The organism is Hymenobacter glaciei, from assembly GCF_039539585.1.
Lineage (GTDB): Bacteria > Bacteroidota > Bacteroidia > Cytophagales > Hymenobacteraceae > Hymenobacter > Hymenobacter glaciei.
Genome location: NZ_BAABDK010000025.1, coordinates 230,696 through 245,633, shown reverse-complemented (window position 1 = coordinate 245,633; position 14,938 = coordinate 230,696). Strand labels below are relative to the sequence as shown.

At 65.2% G+C, this 14,938-nt stretch carries 13 protein-coding genes; 6 read left to right on the top strand and 7 right to left on the bottom strand.

The genetic code is table 11. The features are described from left to right. Positions 1-143: 143 nt before the first annotated feature. Both guaB and ABD837_RS16370 read right to left on the bottom strand, forming a co-directional pair. Complete coding sequence (guaB, locus tag ABD837_RS16375) at positions 144-1,622, bottom strand: IMP dehydrogenase (protein ID WP_345056601.1); 1,479 nt, start codon at positions 1,620-1,622, stop codon at positions 144-146. Between the two features lie 89 nt (positions 1,623-1,711). Continuing rightward, the gene (locus ABD837_RS16370; protein WP_345056599.1) at positions 1,712-3,127 is read right to left on the bottom strand and encodes an alpha/beta hydrolase-fold protein; all 1,416 of its coding nucleotides are present in this window, start codon (positions 3,125-3,127) and stop codon (positions 1,712-1,714) included. Positions 3,128-3,419: 292 nt separating this feature from the next. On the opposite strand from ABD837_RS16370, the gene ABD837_RS16365 reads away from it, so the two are divergent. Beyond that, the gene (locus ABD837_RS16365; protein ID WP_345056597.1) at positions 3,420-4,271 is read left to right on the top strand and encodes an oxidoreductase; all 852 of its coding nucleotides are present in this window, start codon (positions 3,420-3,422) and stop codon (positions 4,269-4,271) included. Between the two features lie 152 nt (positions 4,272-4,423). Further along, on the top strand, positions 4,424-5,263 hold the full coding sequence (locus tag ABD837_RS16360) for an FRG domain-containing protein (protein WP_345056595.1): 840 nt from the start codon (positions 4,424-4,426) through the stop codon (positions 5,261-5,263). Between the two features lie 9 nt (positions 5,264-5,272). Here ABD837_RS16360 and ABD837_RS16355 read toward each other — a convergent pair whose 3' ends face one another. Further along, entirely contained in the window at positions 5,273-6,187 is a 915-nt protein-coding gene (locus tag ABD837_RS16355; protein WP_345056593.1) for a fatty acid desaturase, read from the bottom strand. Positions 6,188-6,527: 340 nt separating this feature from the next. Further along, the gene (gene hrpB, locus ABD837_RS16350) at positions 6,528-9,263 is read right to left on the bottom strand and encodes an ATP-dependent helicase HrpB (protein ID WP_345056591.1); all 2,736 of its coding nucleotides are present in this window, start codon (positions 9,261-9,263) and stop codon (positions 6,528-6,530) included. Positions 9,264-9,423: 160 nt separating this feature from the next. On the opposite strand from hrpB, the gene ABD837_RS16345 reads away from it, so the two are divergent. Together ABD837_RS16345 and ABD837_RS16340 are read left to right on the top strand one after the other, a co-directional pair. Continuing rightward, entirely contained in the window at positions 9,424-9,984 is a 561-nt protein-coding gene (locus ABD837_RS16345; RefSeq protein ID WP_345056589.1) for a helix-turn-helix domain-containing protein, read from the top strand. Positions 9,985-10,100: 116 nt separating this feature from the next. Beyond that, the gene (locus ABD837_RS16340) at positions 10,101-10,619 is read left to right on the top strand and encodes a hypothetical protein (RefSeq protein WP_345056588.1); all 519 of its coding nucleotides are present in this window, start codon (positions 10,101-10,103) and stop codon (positions 10,617-10,619) included. Positions 10,620-10,632: 13 nt separating this feature from the next. On the opposite strand, the gene ABD837_RS16335 is transcribed toward ABD837_RS16340, so the two are convergent. Both ABD837_RS16335 and ABD837_RS16330 read right to left on the bottom strand, forming a co-directional pair. Then, positions 10,633-11,421, bottom strand: a complete 789-nt coding sequence (locus ABD837_RS16335; protein WP_345056586.1) for a YqjF family protein — start codon at positions 11,419-11,421, stop codon at positions 10,633-10,635. Between the two features lie 288 nt (positions 11,422-11,709). Continuing rightward, positions 11,710-12,039, bottom strand: coding sequence for a rhodanese-like domain-containing protein (locus ABD837_RS16330; RefSeq protein WP_345056585.1), 330 nt, complete (start codon positions 12,037-12,039; stop codon positions 11,710-11,712). A gap of 72 nt (positions 12,040-12,111) precedes the next feature. Here ABD837_RS16330 and pnuC point away from each other — a divergent pair, with 72 nt between their 5' ends. Both pnuC and ABD837_RS16320 read left to right on the top strand, forming a co-directional pair. Beyond that, on the top strand, positions 12,112-12,771 hold the full coding sequence (gene pnuC / locus ABD837_RS16325; protein ID WP_345056584.1) for a nicotinamide riboside transporter PnuC: 660 nt from the start codon (positions 12,112-12,114) through the stop codon (positions 12,769-12,771). A gap of 98 nt (positions 12,772-12,869) precedes the next feature. Beyond that, a complete protein-coding gene (locus tag ABD837_RS16320; protein ID WP_345056583.1) occupies positions 12,870-14,318 on the top strand; it encodes an aldose epimerase family protein in 1,449 nt (482 codons plus the stop codon). Between the two features lie 270 nt (positions 14,319-14,588). Here ABD837_RS16320 and ABD837_RS16315 read toward each other — a convergent pair whose 3' ends face one another. Beyond that, positions 14,589-14,813, bottom strand: coding sequence for a hypothetical protein (locus ABD837_RS16315; protein WP_345056581.1), 225 nt, complete (start codon positions 14,811-14,813; stop codon positions 14,589-14,591). Positions 14,814-14,938 lie beyond the last annotated feature (125 nt).

The following is a 14,938-nucleotide window of genomic DNA, read 5'->3' as shown; positions in this document are numbered from 1 at the left end:
TCGCGTAGCTTCGCGACGCTCAACCGGCGTGCAAGATACAAGTAGCGGCCCGAAAAGGGTTCACGCGGCGAGTATGTAAAAAAACGGGCAGCGCTGGCCCTCGCCAAACGCTGCCCGCTGCAAACCGCTCAGCAAATTAAAAGTTAGCGGCTCGAGTAATTTGGCGCTTCGCGGGTAATCTGCACATCGTGCGGGTGCGATTCGCGCAGGCCCGCCCCGGTGATGCGGACGAACTGCGCGGCCTGTAGGGCTTCAATATTGGCGGCACCTACGTAGCCCATGCCAGCCCGCAGGCCACCGGCCAGCTGGTAAATTACTTCCGACACATTGCCTTTGAAAGGCACGCGGCCCACAATGCCCTCGGGCACCAGCTTCTTCACGTCGTCCTCGGCGTCCTGGAAATACCGGTCCTTGCTGCCGTCTTCCATGGCCTCCACCGAGCCCATGCCGCGGTAGCTCTTGTACTTGCGGCCTTCGTAAATGATGAGGTCGCCGGGGGCTTCTTCGGTGCCAGCCAGCAGCGAGCCCACCATCACGGCGGCCGCCCCGCCGGCGAGGGCTTTCACGAGGTCGCCCGAGAACTTGATGCCGCCGTCGGCTACCAGCGTCACGCCGGTGCCTTCGAGGCCCTTGGCGGCTTCGAGCACAGCCGACAGCTGCGGCACCCCAATGCCGGCAATGATGCGCGTGGTGCAAATGGAGCCGGGGCCCACGCCCACTTTCACGCAGTCGGCTCCGGCCTCAGCGAGGGCCTTGGCCCCGGCGGCCGTGGCCACGTTGCCGGCCATTACGTCGAGGTTCGGGTAGGCCTTTTTAATGGTGCGCACGGCACCCATCACGCCTTTGGAGTGGCCGTGGGCAGTGTCGAGGCTCACGATGTCCACGCCGGCTTCGACCAGCGCGGCCACGCGTTGGAGCAGGTCGGGGGTTACGCCCACGGCGGCACCCACACGTAGGCGGCCCAGCTGGTCTTTGCTGGCGTGCGGAGTGCGGCGACGCTTCCGAATGTCTTTGTAGGTCATCAGGCCAGCAAGGCGTCCCTCGGCGTCCACCAGCAACAGCTTGTCGACTTTGCTATCGGTGAGGAGCTGTTCGGCCGCGGCCTGCGTGATGCCGGCGGGGGCCGTTACGAGGCGGGCCAGCGGCACCATCACGGTCGTAACGGGCTGGCTCATGTCTTTCTCGAAGCGCAGGTCGCGGCTGGTGAGGATGCCTTCGAGGGTATGGTCGGCATTTACCACCGGCACGCCGCCGATGTTGTGCTTGCGCATCAGCTGGCGGGCGTCGGCGAGGGTGGCGGTGGGCGGCAGGGTGAAGGGGTCCTGAATCAGGGCCGACTCGCTGCGCTTCACGCGGCGCACCTGGTCGGCCTGTGCCTTGATGGACATATTCTTATGAATGATGCCCAGGCCGCCTTCCTGCGCCAGGGCAATGGCCATGTCCGACTCCGTAACGGTGTCCATGGCCGCCGAAATCAGCGGGGTGTGCAGCCGGATGTTGGAGGTGAGGCGGGTGCCGGTGTCGCAGTCGCGGGGCAAAACCTCGGAGTACGCTGGCAGCAGCAGTACGTCGTCGTAGGTGAGAGCCTCGAAGGCAATTTTTGGGGTTGCGGAATCCGCCATGGCAAAAGGGGTTGGGGGTTGGTGCCTTTTGCCAGTCAAAGGTACGGCGGGAAGTTGGGTTGGAAACCCAGTTTCCCGCTGTCCTATGATTATTCTTTGGTGAATTTGCTGCTGCCTACTGCGCTGCCGGCCGTAAGGCGCGACAGGTACAGGCCGGCTGCCAGGCGGCTCACGTCCACGGCCTGGCCGTTGCGGACGCGGGTGCGCAGCACCGCCCGTCCCCGTGCGTCGCTGATTTCGAGCAGGGCATCGCCAGCCACGCTGGCAGGGAGCGACACGCGCAGTTCGCGGGCAGCAGGGTTGGGGTAGAGGCTCACGGCCAGCGTTTGGGCCGGGCGGGCCGCGGTGGCCGTAGCGGGCGCGTACAGCCAGGAATAGCCGGCCGGAAACTCGCGCTTCCAGAACCATTCGGCGTGCTGGCCGTCGGCGCGGGTGTTGAAGCTGAGGTTGGTGGCCGGCACGCCGCCGCGTTGCAGCGAGTCGCGCAGGGCCTGCATCTGGGGCACCATGGTGGTGCTTTCGGTAGTACCGCTCACGAAGTAGAAGCGGGTGTTGGGATTGGCCGGGTGCTGGTGGGCGTAGGCGGCCAGCTGCGGGTAGGCAAACCAATAGGCCGGCGAAAACGACGCCACTTTGCCAAACACCAACGGCTCACGCAGGGCGGCATAAGTGGCAATGAGGGCGCCCATGCTGGAACCCCCGATGCCCGTATTGGCGCGGTCGGTTAGGGTGCGGTAGTTCGTGTCGATGTAGGGCTTGAGGGTTTGTACCAGGAAATCGACGTACAAATCGCCCTGGCCGCCGCCGTACTGCGGGTTGTTCCAGGGCGAGTATTCGTCGAGGCGGTTGGCGCTGTTATCAATGGCTACCACAATGCAGCCGGTGGGGTCCTGGCCGCTGGCGGCCAGCTGGTTCAGGGCCTCGTCTACGCCCCACTCGCCGGCAAAGGACGTGGCGGCGTCGAACACGTTTTGGCCATCCTGCATGTAAAGCACCGGGTAGCGACGGCCGCTAGTAGCGTAGCCGGGCGGCAGATAGAGCCACACGCGCCGGGTGCGGCCCAGCTGCGGCATGGCAAACGAAGTCGAAATCACGCTCACGTTGGCTGCCGCTGTAGAAGCTGGCCCCCCGCCACCGGGACCAGCAAGGTCTTCCCAGTTCAGCACCTGGCAGAGCACCGTGGCCGGGGCAGTACTGAAGGTGTAGGTGCGGTTGGGCACCGAGCCATTCGAGGCATTGGTTTCGACAGCCGCCCAGGAGCCGCGGGTGAACTTGTACTCCATGGTACCGGTGGCAGCGGGCAGCGTAATCTGGTAGCTGCCGTCGGCGTTGCGCGTGAGGGCATGAGGCGCGCTGCCGGGATTCCAGTTGTTGAAGGTGCCAGCGATGTAGAGCGTGGCATTGACCGGCGTGTTGGCCGGCACGGCCGTTATTTTGAAGGTGACCTGAGCCTGAGCCGTGAAGCCGATAAGTGCCAGCAGCAGCAGCGAGAAAAGCTTTCTCATAACGAACGGGTGGGAGTGGAAAGTTGATAAGAGTAGTACCGTGAAAGTACGCCAGGGGCAGCGAGCGTTTGAAGTTTGGTTGGTAAAGACCTGTCATCCTGAGCGCAGCGAAGGACCTTATCATGTCTAAATTATTTACTGCCAACCGTTCGGTCATGATAAGGTCCTTCGCTGCGCTCAGGATGACGGGCTAATGAAAATACTGAGGTGCTTAGCAAGTGCGCCCACCGTCCGCAAACAATTGGCCACTTCAACCCGTCTTAGCACCTACCATTTTATCTAAACGACTCCTATGTCTGATTCCACTGCCAAAACCTGGTTTATTACCGGGGCCTCGTCCGGTTTCGGCGAAGCTCTGGCCGACTACGTGCTTGAAAAAGGCGACCGCGTGGCCGCAACCTTTCGCAAGCCCGAGCAGGCTGCGGAGTTCACCAAAAAAATAGACGGCCGCACCCTGGGCGTAGTAGCCGACGTGACTAATGAGGCCCAGGTAAAAACCGCCGTGGCCGATGCCCTGGCCCAGTTCGGCCAGCTCGACGTCATCGTAAACAACGCGGGCTATGGCTCGCTGGGCAGCATCGAAGAAGTGCCCGCCGAGGAAGTGCAGCGGCAGTTCGACGTGAACGTGTTCGGCGCACTGCACGTGCTGCGGGCGGTGCTGCCGCAACTGCGCGAGCAGCGCTCGGGCCACGTACTCAACATCACCAGCATCGGCGGGCTGAAAACCTTCCCCGGTGTGGGCATCTACAACGCTTCGAAGTTTGCTCTGGAGGCGATTGGCGAGAGCCTGAGCCAGCAGGTTGGCCCGCTCGGCATTAAGGTGACGAACATCGAGCCCAGCGGTTTTCGCACGAAGTGGGCGGGTGAGTCGGCTACCATTGCCGATACTAAAATCGATGATTACCAAGCTACCGTGGGCGAAAACCTGCGCGGCATCCAAGGGTACAGCGGCAGGCAGCCCGGCGACCCCGTGCGCGCCGCCAAGGCCATGTACGACGTGGTGCAGCTCGAAAACCCGCCGCTGCACCTGCCCTTGGGCAAAGCGGCGGTTAAGGGCGCCCGTGAGAAATTCGCTGGTATCGCGAAGGAGCTGGAGCAGTACGCCGAAGTAGGCGACGCAGCGGATTTTCCCGCAGGAGAGTAGGCGGGTATGGGTAGGGGCGGGGCTTGCCCCCGCCCGGTCGTTGAACGGCTTACATATAGTTCGTTCAACGACCGGGCGGGGGCAAGCCCCGCCCCTACTTCGTACAGCCTTTTTAGTGCCGACCTGCTATTCACTCAGCGTATCTTCGCCCCATGCCCCTTTCCGCCAACGATTACGAAGCCACCTCCTGGGAAGACCTGCAACGGCTCCTGTTTCAGGATACCTGGGATGCGCGCATTGGGCGGTTCCGGTCGCCGTTTGTGTACCGGGGCGGCCGCTCGCGCCACTTCCAGCTCGACACCAGTTTGCAGCGCCTCGGCGGTGAGTACCACAGCCTTGAGCACCACTTGGTGCGCAATTTCCGCAAGTATGCCCGCGAAACGGGAATGCCCGCCGCTACCACCAGCACCTGGGACTGGCTGGCGCTGGCCCAGCACCACGGCCTGCCCACCCGCCTGCTCGACTGGACGTATTCGCCCTACGTGGCCCTGCACTTTGCCACCGACGACATCACGGCCTACCACGAAGACGGCATCATTTGGGCGCTGAACTACGTGAAGGCCGCCGAACACCTACCCCAGCGCCTGCGCCAGGCCCTGCAGGCCGAGGGTTCCAACGTTTTTACTTCTGAGCTGCTGCAGCCCGTAAGCAGCAGCCTGCGCGAGCTCGAAGAGCTGCAGGCCGAGCCCTATGTGCTATTTCTGGAGCCGCCCAGCCTCGATGCGCGCATCGTGCATCAGTACGCGCTGTTTTCGCTGATGAGCACCGCCCAAAGCGTGCTGCACGACTGGCTGGCCAACCGGCCCGACCTGTACTTCCGCATCATTCTGCCAGCCCGCCTCAAGTGGGAAGTGCGCGACAAGCTCGACCAGGCCAACATCACCGAGCGGGTGCTGCTGCCGGGCCTGGGTGGCCTTAGCCGCTGGTTGCACCGGCACTATTCGCCCCGCGTCGAGGGGAATAACTTTCTGGATGACAACGAAATGCGATAGCCTTCACGGCTAGTCCTGCCAGGGCCAGTGCCAGCGGAAGCGGTGCTCCTTGGCGCGGTCACGCTGGGTAGGGTCGTGGCCAACCACCTGCACATCCCACACCAAACCCACGGCCCGCAGGCCCGCCACCAGGTACCAGCCCAGGTCGAGCTCGTACCATTCGGTGCTCATCTTGGCCGAGCTGGGGTGGGCGTGGTGGTTGTTGTGGAAGCCCTCGCCGAAGGAGAGCGCGCCCAGCACCCAACTGTTGTAGCCGTGCTCCCTAGCGTCGTCGATGGCATAGCGGGCGTAGCCGTATTTGTGCGTCATGAAACCCACAAACCAGTGCCCCAGGATGCTCACGCTTACGCGCACCGGCACGCAGATTATCATAGCCTCGAACCCGAAAAAGGCCCAGATGAGGCCGGCCAGACCGATAACGTGCAGATACCAGGTCTTTTCCAGGAAGACGAGCCACGGGTCGTACAGGTCCTCGGGGGGGATTTGGTAGCGGCTGATTTCGCCGGGTACCAGGTCGAAATGCAGGTTCCAGTAGTAGTCGCGGGCCATGGAATGGTCGTAGCGAAAATAGGGCGGGCAGTCGAGCCGGTTCTGCCAATAGTCGCGGAAATAATGCACCCGCAGCCACGAAATCGGCCCGCCCAGCCCTGACAGCACTGCCAGGTAAGCCAGCGCGCCCCGCGTAAGGCGCCCGCACCGGTAGGCGTGGTGGATGATGCCCCGGTGCAGGCCCGTGGAGTGCCCCAGCCCCACCGTGAGCACCACCAGCCCTGCCGAGGCCAGCCCGCGCGGCCCCGACCAGCTCGACCAGCCCCAGCCCACGGCGGCCGCCAGCATCAGGTACATCCAGCTGTTGTGGAGCCAGCCCGGCGTAAGCCGGTCGCCGGCAATAACCGGTGCCTCAGGAGTTGCAGTAGAAGCCATGTAACTGCGAAAAAAGCGTTATTCCCTACGAAGTTACGCGGCGTTTGCCCGGTAACGAAATGGTTTTTTAGCCTGTTTTCTTCCGATTTGCAGCAGTCGTACCCACCGGTACGCACGGGGCTGTAGCGCGAACTTTCCAGTTCGCGTTGCCACGCCGGGGTGTTAGAGCCGTTTCGGAGCCAGTGGATGTAGGGGCGGGGTCGTACCCGGTAGGGCTTGCCCCCGCCCGGACGTTGAGGCCCGTTGACCGGTTCCGTACAACTACGGGCGGGGGCAAGCCCTGCCCCTACATCGTTCAGCCTGTACACTGGCCCCGAAACTGCTCTAGTTCATCGCTTGCTTACTGCCCTAGCCGTTTCTTGGTGAGCCGGGTAGGAATGTGCTCCATCGGCTTGTCGGGCCAGGGGTGGCGGGGGTAGCGGCCCTTCAAATCCTTGCGGACCTCGAAGTAGCCCTTCTCCCAGAAGCTGCGCAAATCGCGCGTTACCTGCGCCGGGCGGCCGCCCGGTGAGAGCAGGTGCAGCAGCAACGGCACGCGGCCGGCGGCCACCGTCGGCGTTTCCGTCAGGCCGAACAGCTCCTGCAGCTTCACGGCCAGCACGGGAGCGGCAGGGTCGCTGTAGTCGAGGGTGATGTGCGAGCCGCTGGGCACTTCCAGCGCGGCCGGGGCGAGGCGGTCCAGCTCCTGGCGCTGGGTCCAGCCGCCGGGCAGCCGGGACAGCAACGGCTCGTATAGGTCGAGGCGCTGCACCTGGTCGAGCGTTTTGAGGCCGGTGAGGTGCGGCCCGAGCCAGTCGGCCAGCTCGTGGGCCAGCGTGGCGTCGTCGAAAGCCGGCCAGCTTATAGTTGTTGGGTGGTTGTTGTCAGTTGTCGGGTCATTTTCGGCAGCCGGAAAATGCTGCCGCAGGAACTCCAGCCGCTGTTGTAGCTGGCGGGCGGCGGGTGTCCAGTTCAGCTTGCTCACGCCGGCCTCCTGCAAGTAATCGAGCAAGGCCCGCGCCACCAGCGCCGCATCGGGCTGGCCGATGACTTTTTCATCGAGCAGCAAGGCGCCCAGGCGGCGCACCCGGCGGCCCGTTACGCGCTGCGTGGTGGGGTCGTAGCGCACTTCGTCGGTAGTGGTAATCTGGTCGGCGAAGGCCAGTTCCAACTCGTCCTGCCCGAGTGGGGCGGCCAGGGTAGCGCGCGGGGCCGCCGCCGTGCCTGCCAGGTGCGCTACCGCAAAAAACGTGGCCTGCGGGTCCACATCAGTGGTATTCAGGCTTACGCGCTGGCCGGTTACCAGGCGCAGGCGGTCGTGGGTTTCGCGCTGGGCCAGCCGGTCGGGGTAAGCCAGCGCAGTGAGCAGGCCGACCGGTGCCTGCGCAATTGGCTGAGCGGATGAGGTGGCTTTGCCCATGCGGCCGGTAAGGTTGCGGGCCACGTCGCGCACGCGCTGCAGCGTGGCGTGGTGCAGGGCCAGGCCGGGCAAGGGCGGGCGGCCGCTGGCCAGCGCTTCGAGGCGCAGGCGCAGGTCGGGCGGAGCAGGGCGCGTGTCGGTGGGGGCGGCCCAGCGCAGCAGGTCGCGCTCGGCCAACAGCGCAGCTAATGATGCGGCGGCGGGGCCGTGCCCCAGCTCCTGCCCGCGCACTACCAGATGGCCCAGGCGCGGCGGCAGGCCCAGTGCAGCTAGTTGGCGGCCGTGGGGGGTCGGAAGTAGGGGCGGGGTCGTACCCGGTAGGGCTTGCCCCCGCCCGGTCGTTGAAGTGTTGCTTTGGCCGAAGTCATCGGGCGGCGCGACCGACCGGGCGGGGACAAGCCCTACCGGGTACGACCCCGCCCCTACTGCGCCTAGTCTGACCAATAGCTCCCGGCCCTGGGCATACGCTGCTACTGGGGGCACATCCAGCCAGCGCAAACTGGTGGGTTCGGCGGCGCCCCAGAGGGCCAGCTCCAGCGCGAGGCTGCTGAGGTCGGCGGTGTGGATTTCGGGCGGGCGGTGGGCCGGCAGACTGTGGTGCTCGGCTTCGGTCCAGAGGCGGTAGCACGTGCCGGGGGCGAGGCGGCCGGCGCGGCCCCGGCGCTGGTCGGCGGCGGCGCGGGCCACGGGCACGGTTTCGAGGGTGGTGAAGCCCGTGCGCGGCACAAAGCGCGGCACCCGCGCAAACCCGCCGTCAATCACTACCCGCACCCCTTCGATGGTGAGGCTGGTTTCGGCAATGCTGGTGGCCAGGATGACCTTGCGCCGCCCGCCGCCCACCGGGCGCAGGGCGGCATCCTGCGCTTCGAGCGGCAGTTCGCCGTGCAGCAGGTGCAGGTCGACGTGGTCGGGCAACCCATCCTGCAGCTTGCGGGCGCTGCGCTGCAGGTCGCCCACGCCAGGCAGGAACACCAGAATGTCGCCCTCGGCGTGGGTGTTGAGCGCGGCGCGCACCTGGGCTGGCACCAGCTCGGCCAGCCGCTCGTTGGGCTTGTTGGGCAGGGCCGAGGCCCGGCGCGGGTCGAGGTAGTGCGTATCAATCGGAAACAGAAAGCCGGCCGACGACACCACCGGCGCGGGCAGCCACTGGCCCAGCCGCTGGGCCTCCAGCGTGGCGCTCATGATGAGGATGCGCAGCTCGGGGCGGAGCACGGCCTGGGCATCCAGGGCCAGCGCCAGGCCCAGGTCCGCGTTCAAACTCCGCTCGTGGAATTCATCGAATACCACCGCTGCCACTCCTTCCAGCGCCGGGTCGTCCTGAATCATGCGGGTGAGAATGCCTTCGGTAATCACTTCCACGCGGGTCTCCTTGCTCACCTTGCTATCGAGTCGCACGCGGTAGCCGATGGTGCGGCCCACGGGCTCGCCCAGCAGCTGGGCCAGGCGGGCGGCGGCCCCGCGCACGGCCAGCTGGCGCGGCTCCAGTACCAGGATTTTATCGTCGGGGTTGCGCCACTCGGCGGCCAGCAGCTCCAGTGGTACCACGGTGGTTTTGCCCGCGCCGGGCGGCGCTTCGAGCACCACGCGGTTGTGGGCAGCCAGGGCAGCCCGCAATTCGGGTAGCGCCGCGATGATGGGCAGGTTGGGCAGGGGCGGTAGGACGAAGGCGTTGGGCATCGGGCCAAAATTACGCCCGCCTACCGGGTACTACCTGGTGCAGGCGGCTGGCCACCATTCTCACACAAAAACACGCGAGGCAAAAAAGTGTGAGTCGCATACTGCTCTCACACTTCTGGCGTTGGCCGGAAAAAATGTGAGTCCCGCCCCACCCCGCCCCGTGAGCACTGCTTCCCAATTGCGCAACCTGCGCACCCGCCTCGGCCTGAGCCAGCACGAGCTAGCCACCTGGCTGGGGCTGAGCCGGGCCCAGCTGGCGCAGGTCGAAACCGGCCGCGACCCCTTGCCCCGCCACGCCGAGCGCTGGCTGCGGGCGTTGGCCGAGGTAGGGGCCGCGCCGCCCGCTGTGGCCCTGGTCCCCCTGCCAGGGGTGCCCGCTACCGGGCCGCCCCTCGTTGTGGCCCGACTAGCCGAGTGCCGCTACCAGGCCCAGCGCCTGCACCAGCAGCTGGTGGCGCAGCAGGGCCGGGTAGCCGTGCTGCGCGCCCGGCTGGCTCTGGGGCCGCCGCTGCAAGCCATGCTTGCGCCCGCCGATGCTGCGGAGGCGGCCCATGCGCCCACTGCCTTGCGCCGTCGGTGGCTGGCCCGGCTGCTCGAAGCCGCTACCGACAACCTGGAGCCCGCCACGCAGGCGGCTACGCTGCTGGCCGCCCGCTGCCACGCCTGGCAAAGCGAGGCCGACTGGCTGGTTGCCACGCTCACCGTTGGGCCGGTGGCCTAGCACAGCCGGCGTCCTGCGTTGCACCAGTAACGGCTACAAAAAAGCACGGCCTGCATGCAACACGCTTCCTGCTGCCCTCCTTAAGTTTGGGCAACTGCTCGTTTTTCGCTCCTCCCATGTCCGCCTCGCTACTTGCTGCCCGCTCCACATCGCCCGCCGACACGTGGCTGCCCGCCATGCGCGACTTCCTGGCCGGCATTGGGCTCGAAGTAGCTGAGGCCGACCTGAGCGCCGCCGATACCTTCGTGCCCGGCATCTTCATCGACCACGGCCGGCTGCTGATTGACCCGCCCCGGCTGCTGTACCCCGGCGACCTGCTCCACGAGGCCGGCCACTTGGCCGTGACGCCCGCCGCCGAGCGCACCCTGCTTTCGGGCAACATCATGGACGGCAAGCCCGACCAGCACGGCGTCGACGGCGAAGAAATTGTGGCCATGCTCTGGTCGTACGCGGCCTGCCAGGCCATTGGGCTGCCGCCCGAAATTGTGTTTCACCCCACCGGGTACCGGGGAAGCAGCCACTGGATTCTGGACAATTTCCGCCAGGGCATTTACCCCGGCCTGCCCTTGCTGGTGTGGATGGGGCTGACCACCACCGAAGGCTTCCCGCGCATGACGCGCTGGCTGCGCGAGTAGTTTGCTGCGGCCGCTACACCTGCTGCATGGGCCACAGCTCTACCTGCACCGGGCCCCCGGCGTGCACCAGGGGCTTGCCCGCGGGCGTGGGCAGGCCGTGGCCTTCCAGCAGGTCCGATTCGAAGTGCAGCACCTGAGCGGCGCGCAGCGGCCAGGGCCCGTGCGCAACCCGGCCCTGGTACAGCTTGGTTTGCGATTTGTTGCTGGCGTATAGGCAGTACCGCTCGGTGAGGAAAAAATCCAGCGAGCCGGGCTCGGCGGGCGGCAGCTGGGCGCCCAGCTTCCAGGTGGCCCGAAAGGTGGCGGATGGCGCCCCGCCGTGGGTGCGGGTAGCGGCAAACTGGCGCAGCTCGGCGCTGGGCTGGTCGAGGCGCATGGTGGCCCGCAGGTAGGGCAGGTGGAAGAAGGTGCGGGCCACCAACACGGCCAACGGGCTGGTGGCATCAAGCGAGAAAAACCACACCCCAGGCACGCCGTCGAGGTGCACGTAGGTGCGCACGTTCAGCTCCAGGAAGGTATCGGTGCCTTTTACCGGCGGGGTAAAGCGGGTGCGCACCTTGCTCATCTCAAACGGCACAATCCCAATCCACGCCTGGCCCTGGTGGGTATCGGCCCGCAGCCGGGGCGGCAGGTGGGCCTGCAGCAGCTCGGCGGGCACTGGCCAGTGCATAAAGAGCAGTTCGCTCCACTGCTGGCGCAGCAGCGGCGCGCCGGAGGGCCGCTCGCGCAGCGCCAACCGGGCCGATAGGGGCACGGCATCGGGCAAGAGGGGAGAAATGGGGAGCGGAGCTAAACCAAGCATGGTATGGGTGTGGAAAGGGAATACTAGCCTTAAACGCAGTCCGTTGGCAAAATGCTATATGGCTTGCTTTCACCAAGGAAAGCCTGACTGCGCTTTGCTCCCTGTCCTCAACCTAGAGCGGTTTTGTGGTCAGTGTACAAGGCTAAACGATGTAGGGGCGGGGTCGTACCCGGCAGGGCTTGCCCCCGCCCGTCGTTGAACGGAACCGGTCAACGTCCGGGCGGGGGCAAGCCCTGCCGGGTACGACCCCGCCCCTACATCCACTGACTCCGAAACTACTCTAAAACCTTAATACACTGGGAATGTTGGGTCGACCTGCAGAGCCCAGGCATCTACGCCGCCGCGCAGGTTCAGCACGTTGGTGCGGCCCAGGTGGCGCAGGTAGCCCGCCGCGTGGCCCGAGCGCACCCCGTGGTGGCAGATAACGACTACCGGGCCTTCGGTGCGAATCTCGGCGGCGCGGCGCGGCAGCTCGTCCAGGGGCACGAGCAGGCTGCCGGGCAGGTGGCAGTACTCAAACTCCATCTCCTCGCGCACGTCGATGAGCTGGATATCGTCGCCGGCTTGCAGGCGGCGGTGCAGGTCGGTGGGGCTGAGGTCGAGCGGGTCGTGGGGCATGGATACGGAGTGAAGGCGCAAAAATAGCCCGTCCTGGCGCTATCTTTCGTCTTTTACCACCAGCAGGCTTTCGTGAGCATATTTCTGGCGCTTGATATTTCCGGAGCATTTGCCCAGTTCTGGCAGGCCACCACGCGGTTGGAGTTGGTAGCCGTCATCACGGGGTTTGCCTGCGTGTGGCTGGCCGCGCGCGAATCCATCTGGAACTTCCCGGTGGCCATTGTGAGCTGCCTGCTCTACGTGTTCGTCTACTTCGGGGCCCATCTGTACGCCGACAGCGGCCTGCAGGGACTGTTTATTCTGCTCAGCTGCTATGGCTGGTACGAATGGCTCTACGGCGGCAACAACGCCACCGAGCTGGGCGTAACGCACGCCACTGCCCGGGAGTGGCTGCTCGCGGCCGGGTTCGTGGCGGTTTTCACCCTGGGCTTCGGCTACTACCTCCAGCACCAGCACACCGACGCGGCCTTTCCTTATATCGACAGCTTCACCACGGCCGGCAGCATCGTGGCCCAATACCTGCTCACCCGCAAGCGCCTCGAAAACTGGCTGCTCTGGCTGCTGGTCGATGTTATTTACGTGCCCGTGCTCTGGTATAAGGCCTTGTATTTCACTAGCCTGCTCTACTTCCTCTACCTGGCGCTGGCGGCTTACGGCTACTGGCAGTGGCGGCGCGAGCTGCTGGCGGCACGTGAGCTGGTGCCCAATGCGCCGGTCGCCTCGGAGGGGTAGTTCTTGCAGCATGCTCCGACTGACTCGCTGGCTTCGGCCGGCTCTACCCTTCGCCTTCCACAACTGCCCTTTTTCCACGAGTCATTCCCGCCCCTCCGTTGCTCCGAGTTTCCCTGACTGGCCCCGAATCGACGGGCAAAACGACGCTGGCTATTCGGCTGGCTTCGCATTATGGCACTTCCTTCGCCCCGGAGTTTGCCCGCGAGTACCTGGCTGATTCCGGCCCGCACTACTCGCCCGAAGACCTGGAGGAAATTGCCCGCGGCCAGCTCGCCGCCGAAGCAGCGGCCGTGGCTACTGCCGAGGCCCAGGGCCACCGCGTGGTGTTTTTCGACAGCGACCTGCTGGTGATTAAAATCTGGTTCGAGCACTCGTTCGGCTCCTGCCCCGAGTGGATACTGCAAGCCATTGCCCAGCAGCACTACGACCTGGTGCTGCTGATGGGCGTGGACCTGCCCTGGCAGCCCGACCCGCTGCGCGAACACCCGCACCTGCGCCAGCACTTCTACGACCTCTACCAGCGCGAGCTGCGCGAGCAGATGTCCAACTTTGCCGAAGTATCCGGCGAATACGACCGTCGGTTCGCCCACGCCTGCTTCCTGGTTGATGAACAGTTGCTGGCGGCCGAGCACCCCGTGCTGCCCACGGCCGAAGAGCCGCGCGCCCCGTACCGCGCCCCGGCCTACACGCTGGCCACGCCCGGGTGCCAGGCCACCTTCAGCCCGCACGGGGCCGAGCTGACCAGCTTCATCGTTAACGGGTTGGAGTACCTGTGGTCGGGCGACCCGGCCGTGTGGGGCCGGCACGCCCCGGTGCTGTTTCCGTTGGTGGGGCGCCTGCCCGGCGATGCCTACCACTACCAGGGCCGCGACTACCGCCTGCCCCAGCACGGCTTCGCCCGCGACCAGGAGTTTACCGTGCTGCACCAAAGCCCTAACGAACTGGTTTTCCGGCTGCAGCACGACGAGGGCACCCGCGCCATGTTTCCCTTTGCCTTCGAGCTGCTGATTACCTATACGTTGCGCGGCGCGCAGCTGAGCGTGCGCTGGGACGTGCGCAACCCGGCACCCGACCAGCCGCTGCTGTTCAGCATTGGGGCGCACCCGGCGGTGCGCTGCCCCCTGCTGCCCGGCGAGCAGTTCGAAGACTACTACTTTGCCTTCGACCACCCCGTAACGCTGGACCGCCACCTGCTGGCCGGCGGCCTGCTCACCGGCGAAACGGCCCGCGTGCTCACCCAGGGCGAGGAGCTGCCGCTCAGCTACGAGCTTTTTGCCGATGACGCGCTGGTGTTCAAGTACTACGATTTTTCCCGGCTCACGCTGCGCTCGCGCAAGTCGGCGCGTTTCGTGCGCTTTCAGTTCGACGGCTTTCCCTACCTCGGCCTCTGGACCAAAGGCCCGGGCGCAAATTTTGTGTGCGTCGAGCCCTGGTATGGCATCGCCAGCCCAACAGGCGAGCCCGGTGAGCTCAGCGAGAAAGAGGGTATTCTGACGCTGGAGCCCGGGCAGTCGTTCAGCGCTACTTATTCGATTGAAATAGGGTAGGTGCTTGGCTTAATGAGGAATGAAAATTTGACCTGTTTGGCTATTTTTCAATTCCTCATTAATAAAGCTGTTTAGCAGGTTGCGAGAACGATGTAGAGACGCGACCCATCGCGTCTCGGTGTTAGCTTCGCTGACCTTCGGTTGAACGATAGGAAGCAACGATTCCACTTGGCGCGGTTCCGGAGACGCGATGGGTCGCGTCTCTACATCGTCCTGCCAGGTTGTGCCGGCTTCCTCAACAGGTTCAATAATTCTTCATTAAGCGAAGCGTCAAATCTCCACTTTGCGGCGGTTGTAATCCGGCTCCCAGTCGTTGATGGGGCGCGAGATACCGGGGGGCAGGTCGAGGTCGGGCAGGCCGGGGTCGTGGGGTTCGCCGCCTTCGTCGTCGCCGTCGGTGGGCGGAGGTGGGGGCAGCACGCGCCGCCGCCGGGGCAGCGCCAGCATAAACAAAAAGAGGGCGCAGAACGCAACGGCGTAGACTAAGCTGAACATGGCAAAGGCGGCTAAAACAGTGCTGACCTGTGAACGCAGGCCACTGGCGCAGCGTTGCGCCGGCCGACGTCCCTAAATTAACTGACAGTCAGGAAACCGCCAAGGGCCGCGCAGGTTTGCCGACG

Excerpts from the sequence above, each read along its gene's own strand:
- ABD837_RS16370 (WP_345056599.1), bottom strand. The coding sequence starts at position 3,127 with ATGAGAAAGCTTTTCTCGCTGCTGCTGCTGGCACTTATCGGCTTCACG.
- ABD837_RS16360 (WP_345056595.1), top strand. The coding sequence starts at position 4,424 with ATGCCCCTTTCCGCCAACGATTACGAAGCCACCTCCTGGGAAGACCTG.
- ABD837_RS16355 (WP_345056593.1), bottom strand. The coding sequence starts at position 6,187 with ATGGCTTCTACTGCAACTCCTGAGGCACCGGTTATTGCCGGCGACCGG.
- guaB (WP_345056601.1), bottom strand. The coding sequence starts at position 1,622 with ATGGCGGATTCCGCAACCCCAAAAATTGCCTTCGAGGCTCTCACCTAC.
- ABD837_RS16340 (WP_345056588.1), top strand. The coding sequence starts at position 10,101 with ATGTCCGCCTCGCTACTTGCTGCCCGCTCCACATCGCCCGCCGACACG.
- ABD837_RS16335 (WP_345056586.1), bottom strand. The coding sequence starts at position 11,421 with ATGCTTGGTTTAGCTCCGCTCCCCATTTCTCCCCTCTTGCCCGATGCC.
- hrpB (WP_345056591.1), bottom strand. The coding sequence starts at position 9,263 with ATGCCCAACGCCTTCGTCCTACCGCCCCTGCCCAACCTGCCCATCATC.
- ABD837_RS16315 (WP_345056581.1), bottom strand. The coding sequence starts at position 14,813 with ATGTTCAGCTTAGTCTACGCCGTTGCGTTCTGCGCCCTCTTTTTGTTT.
- ABD837_RS16330 (WP_345056585.1), bottom strand. The coding sequence starts at position 12,039 with ATGCCCCACGACCCGCTCGACCTCAGCCCCACCGACCTGCACCGCCGC.
- ABD837_RS16365 (WP_345056597.1), top strand. The coding sequence starts at position 3,420 with ATGTCTGATTCCACTGCCAAAACCTGGTTTATTACCGGGGCCTCGTCC.